The 8055-nt window shown below is 62.0% G+C and carries 8 protein-coding genes and 1 pseudogene; 8 read left to right on the top strand and 1 reads right to left on the bottom strand.

Translation table 11 applies throughout. The features are described from left to right. A partial coding sequence (locus YO9_RS0101965; protein WP_016996011.1) for a TrmH family RNA methyltransferase occupies positions 1 to 386 on the top strand: 386 nt, incomplete at its 5' end. Positions 387 to 673: 287 nt separating this feature from the next. On the opposite strand, the gene YO9_RS0101960 is transcribed toward YO9_RS0101965, so the two are convergent. Next, positions 674 to 1480, bottom strand: a complete 807-nt coding sequence (locus YO9_RS0101960; protein ID WP_031272499.1) for a TetR/AcrR family transcriptional regulator — start codon at positions 1478 to 1480, stop codon at positions 674 to 676. 114 nt (positions 1481 to 1594) lie between these two features. Between YO9_RS0101960 and YO9_RS0101955 the strand changes: the two genes are divergently transcribed. The 7 genes and pseudogenes from YO9_RS0101955 to YO9_RS0101925 all read left to right on the top strand — a co-directional run bounded on the left by YO9_RS0101955 (position 1595) and on the right by YO9_RS0101925 (position 7932). Continuing rightward, entirely contained in the window at positions 1595 to 3022 is a 1428-nt protein-coding gene (locus YO9_RS0101955) for an FAD-dependent oxidoreductase (protein WP_223285962.1), read from the top strand. 165 nt (positions 3023 to 3187) lie between these two features. Beyond that, the gene (locus YO9_RS0101950) at positions 3188 to 3757 is read left to right on the top strand and encodes a TetR/AcrR family transcriptional regulator (protein WP_262925536.1); all 570 of its coding nucleotides are present in this window, start codon (positions 3188 to 3190) and stop codon (positions 3755 to 3757) included. Between the two features lie 129 nt (positions 3758 to 3886). After that, positions 3887 to 4150: a hypothetical protein gene (locus YO9_RS0101945; RefSeq protein ID WP_223285957.1), complete on the top strand. Its 264-nt coding sequence runs from the start codon at positions 3887 to 3889 to the stop codon at positions 4148 to 4150. A gap of 552 nt (positions 4151 to 4702) precedes the next feature. Next, the gene (locus YO9_RS0101935) at positions 4703 to 5464 is read left to right on the top strand and encodes an ABC transporter ATP-binding protein (protein ID WP_016996005.1); all 762 of its coding nucleotides are present in this window, start codon (positions 4703 to 4705) and stop codon (positions 5462 to 5464) included. Between the two features lie 517 nt (positions 5465 to 5981). Next, positions 5982 to 6572 (top strand): annotated as a pseudogene (locus YO9_RS0101930) (ABC transporter permease); the annotation flags it as partial. Next, positions 6569 to 7048, top strand: a complete 480-nt coding sequence (locus YO9_RS16285) for a hypothetical protein (RefSeq protein WP_223285956.1) — start codon at positions 6569 to 6571, stop codon at positions 7046 to 7048. The pseudogene YO9_RS0101930 and the gene YO9_RS16285, both read left to right, overlap by 4 nt. Beyond that, a complete protein-coding gene (locus YO9_RS0101925) occupies positions 6973 to 7932 on the top strand; it encodes a YcaO-like family protein (protein ID WP_223285955.1) in 960 nt (319 codons plus the stop codon). The genes YO9_RS16285 and YO9_RS0101925 overlap by 76 nt, the downstream gene beginning before the upstream one ends. Positions 7933 to 8055: the final 123 nt, after the last annotated feature.

The raw sequence follows: 8055 nt of genomic DNA, 5'->3' as shown, positions 1-8055 counted from the left end.
CGTTCCTAGCGCGCGAGGTCCACATCGTCGGACGACGCCGCTGGAACCGTCGCGGAGCCATGGTCACCGACCGCTACCAGCACGTTCGCCATCACCCCTCCGTGCCGGAGTTCATCGAGTGGGCGAAGTCCGAGGGGCTGCCGGTACTGGCCATCGACAATGTTCCGGGGTCGGTGCTGATCGAGACGTTCGACCTGCCCAAGAAGTGTGTTCTGGTGTTCGGCCAGGAAGGCCCGGGGGTGTCCCCGGAAGTCATCGAGGCCGCGGATGCGGTGCTCGCGATCGAGCAGTTCGGCTCCACTCGCTCCATCAACGCCGGTGCCGCCGCGGCCGTGGCGATGCACGCGTGGATCCGTCGACACGTGTTCGGACAACGGGTCGACTAATTTCTTTCCGGCCCGACGCGGGCGATCCGCTGTGTACCGAGTGGCCACCGTGAACATCTGAGGTGACGGTTTTTTGCGAAAACTTTTCGGGCAGAGGTTCGCATGAGAAGGGCATCTTTTTTCCCGAACTCGCGCCATAAATGTCGTGGTTCACGGCCGATATTCGAAACCCTGACGTAGATCTCCAATAAATCGTGTTTCGCCGTCTCACTACGGGAAATACCTGCGAACTGTTCACCCTTTAAGGGGACAGCCTGGTAGTTACCACTCAGTTACTGTGGGCCACATCACATGTCGATGACGGAGGTTCTCGTGGCACACAGACCCAGTTCGACCCGTGCGACCATCCGCTGGAAAGGCGTGCTTGCGGCGGTAGTGGGTGCGTGTTTGATCATGGCCAACATGAACCCTGCGCACCCGGATGATGACGGGCTGGAGGTTGTGGCCGCAGCTTCGGTCATCGTGTGAGTTCCCCCGGAGCGGATTAATGCTTCAGTCCAGGCCGAGCGCAGCGCGCGCCGTGCGGAGAGCCACCCTGGCATAGTCTGGGTCGCCCGTGCCTGCGGCGGTGGAGATGGCACCTTCCATGAGCACGAACAGTGAACCACCGGCTTCGGTCGAGCCGCCGATTCGGTCCATGTAGGACCGCACGTGGCGATCATGCTCCCGAATGACTCCCTGGCTTCTTCGCTCAGACGTTCGCCGCGGGTGTTGGCGATGCCGCAGCCCACGAAATCAGGCGTTGCGAACCAGTCGGCCAGCCAGGTGAACAGCGCGGTGACGGCGGCAGTGCGAGCGGACTCGTCCAGAGCGCCGTCGTTGAGAATGTCAGGAACTCTAGCGGCCACGAATTCTTCCAGCGAGCGGGTCCATCCCGCGTGGGTCGACCGAAGATAGGCCGTGACCAGCGATTCCTTGGAGGGATAGCGGGCGTAGAGCGCTTTGAGGCTCACGCCGGCCAACTGTCGAATGTCTTGAATCGAGACGTTGCCGATCCCGCGGCGATAGAACAGGTGCGCGGCCGCGCGGAGGATGGGGTCATCCGTGAGTTTGGCGTGGGCGGCAAGCGGGGCAAGGTCGGCTGTCTCGGTCACGGTTCTGAGGTGCCCCTTTGCATGGAGAATGGTGATTCTCTATGCTAGCTGGAGAACGATCATTCTCCGAACGATTCGGTTCGGGCCGAGAGAAGAAGGAACCCCGTGAACGCCATGCCGTCCGTAGCCGCCACCGACACTTCCGCACAGGAGGTGCAGGAACCCCGTCGTCTGGACGTGGACGTTCTGGTGATCGGTTGGGGCAAGGGTGGTAAGACGTTCGCCGGGAAGATGGCCGCCGCGGGCAAGAGCGTGGTCATGGTCGAGCAGAGTGCCGCGATGTACGGCGGCACGTGCATCAACATCGGCTGCGTGCCCACCAAAACACTGATCCACTCGGCTTCCGAGAAGCGCGCGGCGGACGGCGATCAGAAGTTCTTCGAGGGCGCCGTCGGCTATCGAGATTCCCTGATCGGCAAGCTCAACGACGTGAACTTCCACATGCTCGCGGACCAGGACACCGTGACCGTGGTGGACGGCCGCGCACGTTTCGTGGGTCCCCGCGAGGTCGAGATCACCCCGTCCGCGGGCGGTCGCGGTTTGGCCGAGTCTCTGCGCATTACCGCCGAGACCGTGGTCATCAATACCGGTGCCACGCCCGTCATGCCACCCATCGACGGCATCGACCTGCCCGGCGTCTATGACTCCACCTCCATCCAGCACGCAGATCCGTTCCCGCAGCGCCTGGCGATCATCGGCGGCGGCCCCATCGGCCTGGAGTTCGCCTCGATGTTCAGCAATTTCGGATCGCAGGTCACCGTGATCGCCCGCGGCGAGACGATCATGCCGAACGAGGACGACGACGTACGCGGCGTCGTCCTCGACGTGCTGAGCAACGCGGGAATCACGCTACGGACGAGCGCGTCCGCGGAAGCGATCGAGGCGCGTAACGGCGCATTGGCCGTTGCCTTGTCCGGTGGCGGGTCCATCGAGGCCGACGCCGTTCTGGTCGCCACCGGGCGCAAGCCCGCCACCGAAGGGCTGAACCTGGAAGCGGCCGGGGTCGAGGTCGACGATAATGGCGCGGTGGTCGTGGACGATCACCTGCGCACGACGGCCGAAGGCGTCTATGCCATGGGCGATGTGCATGGCGGCCCGCAGCAGACCTACCTGTCGCTGGACGACAGCCGCGTGGTGATGAGTGCGCTGACCGGGGATGGTTCGCGGCGTGTGTCCTCCCGCGTGGCCGTGCCGACCACCACGTTCCTCACACCGCCGCTGTCGGCCGTGGGTGTGACCGAAGATGGGGCGCATGAGGCCGGTCGGTCAGTGAAGACCGCGACCGCCATGGTTGCTGACATCAAGGCCATGCCTCGCCCCAAGGCCGTGCAGGATCCGCGCGGCGTGATCAAGTTTGTCGTCGATGCCGAAACCGACCTGGTGCTGGGCGCCCGGTTGTTCCACGTGGACTCCCAAGAGGTCATCAACCTGGTGGCGCTGGCAATGCGCGCCGGGGTGACCGCGAGCGAACTGCGTGACGGTATCTGGACGCACCCCTCTTCCACTGAAGCCCTGAACGAGGTTCTGGGCCAGCTGGAGTAAGACCGGGCGCCCCCGCGGTCGGGCGGGGCGTTCCTGCTTGAGTTCCGGATAGGGGTAGATCTATCCGGACCTGACCGATCGGTCTACGATTAGACCATGCGGTCAAACAGTGTGCAGACAGGCTCGAATCCCACCTTCACCGAATCGGCTCGGCGGACTCAGATCATGCAGTGCGCCATCGAGGTGCTGGCGGAGTCCGGGTACTCGGGCGCGTCTCTCGCGGAAATTGCGCGGCGGGCGGGCATCAGCAAGAGCGTGGTGCTGTACTACTTCTCCGGCAAGGACGATCTGCTGTCCAGCGTGGTCTTCGACGTGTACGGGCGAGCGGGCCAAGCCATCGCGGAGGCGCTGTCCCACGAGACGAGCCCCGGTGAAAAAATCGCGGCCTACGTGCGGACCAACCTGCACTTCCTGGAAGAACACTCGGCCGAAATCCGGGCCGTGGTGGAGATCGTCTCCAACGCTCGCGGGGCGGACGGCACTCACAGTTTTGTTCCTCAGGGGGAAGACCCGGTGCTGGCGCACCTCGAGAAACTTTTGCGCGAGGGGCAGCGCAGCGGGGACTTCCGAAATTTCGATGCGCATTACCTGGCCATCATCATCAGGAGCGCGATCGACACCGCGTCCGGGCGGTTGGTCGTTGACCCGTCGTTCGATCTGGCCGCTTACACCCGCGAACTTCTCTCCGTGGTGGAGCTCGCGACAGGCACTCACCGAACCGAGGATTCATCATGAAACGCATTGCGAAACCACCGCGCGCTTCCGTCGGATCCTGTCGGAGACAGGTTCATACTTTTGGCTCTACCCGACTCTCGATATCCGCGTGAGGATTGATGTACGCATTATCGATGAGAGGAGAATCTCGTGAGCCAATACGTAGTGCTGGTGGAGGCAGATTTCCGCAGCAGCAATCTCAACTACCGAATTCGGCGTTCCGATGCCTTGCCCCAAGCCGAGGCTCGGGCACTCTTCGACCGCGTTATTCGCGGTGATGAGCCGGAGTTGTTGAAAGCGAAGGACGAGAGCCTGCTGGTTCAAACCGCGGATAACCAGGTCTGCCGCTTCTGGACAGGGATCACCAGGAACGAATCCATGGACAGGATCACTCTGGCCCCGGTTGCCGTTTGAGTGTGTACTGCCAGAACGTCGGGATCGATTCCGAAGGAGGTTGAGAAATGGAGATAACGCTGTGGGTGGTCCTGGGTGTCAACGCCGCATTACTGGTGGTTCTGGCCATCGCAGCGTTGGCGATCTTTCGCTCCAGGAGAAGTGAAACTCGTATGCCACTGGACCCGGACCTGAGGGCCAGAGTCCTGTCCCTCGAACGACGTCTCGAACGACTCGAGTCTCGAAGATACTGACATAACCACAAGAAGATTCATGACGAAGGCCCGGAGGAATTCTTCCGGGCCTTCGTCATGTCCGTTGAAGACTCCGTGCCGGAAGTAGCACCACGGTGCGACGAAAGTCGCAAGCAGAACGTGGACTATTGGCTCCGCGAAAGCGAGACCTCCGCATCTACGGGCAGGTGGTGAGTCGGCGGGAGAGTAGTTGTAACGGAAAAACGGAACGCCAAAGAGCGGACCGAATCCCAACGACTCGAGGAGGAATCGTGACCGTAACGACACACAGCTCGGCCCAGGCACACACTCGGCTGAACCCGCAGTAGAGGTCCACAACGTGGCTAAGCACTACGGAGACTTCACGGCCGTGGACACCTTGGACTTGAACGTCCCCGCCGGGGAGATTTTTGGTGTACTCGGCCCCAACGGAGCCGGTAAGACCACGTTGCTCGAGTGCTTGGTAGGTCTGCGAAAGCCCACTGAGGGACAGATCCGCGTACTGGGGCTGGACCCCCACCGTGACCGGGCCGAATTCACCACCCGTGTGGCGGTGCAGCCGCAGCAGGCCAGCATTTTCGAATCACTCAAGGTGCGGGAGGCCATCGACCTCTTTGGAGCTTTGTACTCAGACCCTATGGACACGGACGAGATCCTCCGTCTGGTGGACCTCGAGGAAAATGCGGACCGCAGGATCACTCGACTGTCGGGCGGACAGCAGCGTAGGGCCTTGGTCGGCGTCACGCTGGTGGGTCGGCCGGAAGTGGTCGTGTTGGACGAGCCTTCCGCAGGACTAGACCCCCAAGCGCGGCGCGGACTGTGGCGGGTATTGGAACAACTGAAGGAACGCGGAACCACGGTGCTCCTCACCACCCACCACATGGATGAGGCAGCTGCGGTCTGCGACCGCGTGGCCATCATCGTGGACGGCCGCATCAAGGCCTTGGGGACGCCTCGAGAGCTCGCCGCATCAGTACGGCCCGAATTGGCGCAACAGGGTGGTCGCGTCAGTGGCATCGACCTTGAAGAGGTGTTCCTGCGGCTCGCGGAAACCTCGGATCCCAGCGCACGCATGTCATCCCGGAAAGGACACAAGAAATGAGCACCATCACCACGGATCACACGGTGTCTCGCACCGACCTCGAAAGTCCCTCTGCGCAACGTGTCACCAGAGCGCCTCGTGCTCGTGTCTTCCGCGCCCTGGCCACAACCAGCGCCAAGGAAATCCTGCGGGACCCCAAGACCCTCTTCTTCACCGCTGTTTTCCCCTTCTTCTTTCTCGGACTCTTCTGGTTCATGGACAACACCTTCATGAACGATGGACCCGCACCCGAAGTGGCTGTCGTCGCCGGCTCGCAGAGCGAGGAGGTCGTCAGTTCCCTCGAGAGCCAAGGCATCACGGCAACGACCGACCCTGCCGCAGGAAGTAGTGCCGGGCCAGAGGCCCCGGTGGCCTGGATCGAGACCGGAGGCGATTCAGTCACCACAACACTGACCGGAAGCGAGATCCCAGCCCGGGGACCGATTCTCGACGGCCTGAGAGATGCCGGCTTCTCCAGGACAGCTGTTGAGTTCACCGGTGCCGACGGAACCGTGATGACGGACATGTTGGCGATTTCCCTGCCAGTGTGCTCATGGTGGCATTGCTTTCGCTGGCCTTTTTGGGCACTGCGGCCCCGTTGGTGGGCCTCCGGCAACGGGGGACTCTGCGACTGCTGGGAACCATGCCCATCGACCGGACACTCTTCTTGGTGTCTCAATGGCCGATCCGTGTTGGTATCGCAGGCTTCCAACTGGCCGTCATCGCGGCAGCCGCCTGGGTCTGGGGATTGCTGGACTTCTCGCAACTACCGCAACTGCTCCTGACCACATTCCTGGGACTGTTGGCCCTCTTCGCCCTGGGATACCTGGTGGTTGCACGCATCAAGAGTCAAGAACTAGCTACGGCCATTCTGGCCTTGCTGTTGCCCGTGGCACTGCTGCTCTCAGGGGCCATGATGCCCAAGGAATTCTTGCCCGACGCACTGGTTCGATTCGCAGATTTCATGCCCACCACGGTGCTGGCACAAGGACTCGGTGAATCCATGACTGGTCAGTCGCAGGGAGGCCTGTCCCTCCCGATGGCTTGGCTCGTCCTGACCGGCATGGCGGTGTTCTGCGGATACCTCGCCTCCCGCCTGTTCACATGGGATCAAGGAGACAACCGATGAGTGTTCAACCGATCGACCGTGTAAATCTCAACGCTTCGCGTGATGAACGATCCTTGGGAGATCTTCCCCGAGTGGCCGCTCTGATCGGCGACTACGGACTGGTATCCAAGACCTACGGTATGCCCATCCGACATGGTGACCCACGATTCCCCATCACGTGTGGATCTCTAGGGGACCTCGCAACCGTGATCCCTAATGTCGCAGAGTGCACCCGCGGAAAGGGCGTCCGGGGTGGCCTGGATGGAGCCGGCGGCGGTGTGGACGGAGACCGTGCCCGCTACGTCAGCGTGGCGGAGTCCTTGGAACGGTACTCATCCTCGGTTGTGGACACGGACCAGCTCTTGTGGGCCACTCCAGCCGAATTGGGGGATACCGCGGTATCACCGGAGGCGTTCCCACAGTGTTCCGAGACCGAACTGGCCATCCCAAGAGTATTCACGGTCCCGTGGACGTCGATTGCCCGATCCGCTGGGTGAGGGGTTGGTCGCTCACCCGCCGGGAACCCACATGGGTTCCAGCGGTAGCAGTCTGGCTGCAACTTGCTCAACGAACTCGAGGTGAGCGATTCACCGCGGGAATTTCAACCGGGTCAGCAACTCACACCGATCTCTCCGCGGCAGTTCTCAACGGACTGTGCGAAGTGATCGAGCGGGACTCCATCGCGCTCACCTGGCTGCAGAAGATCAGTTGGCCGGAATTGGAGATCGACTGGTCGCACCCAAAGCTTGAACCCTTCGCGCAGCGGCACCAGCGTTCGTTCGTGAATGCACGGTTCTTCGATGCGACCACGGATCTGGGAGTCCCCACGATCTACGCGTTGGAGACCACCGAGCATCACTCGGAACTGGGACAGCTGGTCATGTGTAACACGGACCTGGACCCCATCAACGGCGTGGCCAAAATGCTCCGGGAATCGGCGTCCTCCCGCATTGCACTGCAGTCTCCCCGGCCGGTTCCGGAAGACGTCTTCGAGTTCACCACAGTGTTCCACGGCGCACTGCACATGGGAGCACCCCACAGGGCGGAGGCATTCGATTTCCTCTCCTCGGCCAGTCCCACGAGACATCTCGAGGACATGCCGTCCTTGGAATCTGGGGACCCAGCTACGGATTTGAACGTGGTGCTCGGCAAGCTCGCAGACCGCGGTCACGAAGTGATCGTGGTGGACATGACCACCGATGAAGCGAGGGACGTGGGTTTCCACGTGGTCAAGGTCCTGGTTCCTTCCCTCATGCCGCTTTCATTCGTACACGCCGGTCGGTACCTGGCCACTCCGCGCCTCTATCAAGCCCCTCGTGACATGGGTTATCCCGTGCTCTCCGAGGAACAGATCAATCCCGACCCGCAACCTTTCGCCTGAGAACAGCGAGGACACCATGAGAATCCACATCATCGCGCAGGGCAGTTTTGGCCCAGCCGTCGCCAGCAGAATCGAGCAGCTCAGCGCCGCTCATCACACCATTACCACGACACAAGCCACGCC

Source organism: Kocuria atrinae C3-8 (assembly GCF_000286355.1).
GTDB classification, from domain to species: domain Bacteria; phylum Actinomycetota; class Actinomycetes; order Actinomycetales; family Micrococcaceae; genus Kocuria; species Kocuria atrinae_A.
The sequence above is the reverse complement of the archived record's forward strand: the minus strand, read 5'-3'. Positions and strand labels throughout refer to the sequence as shown.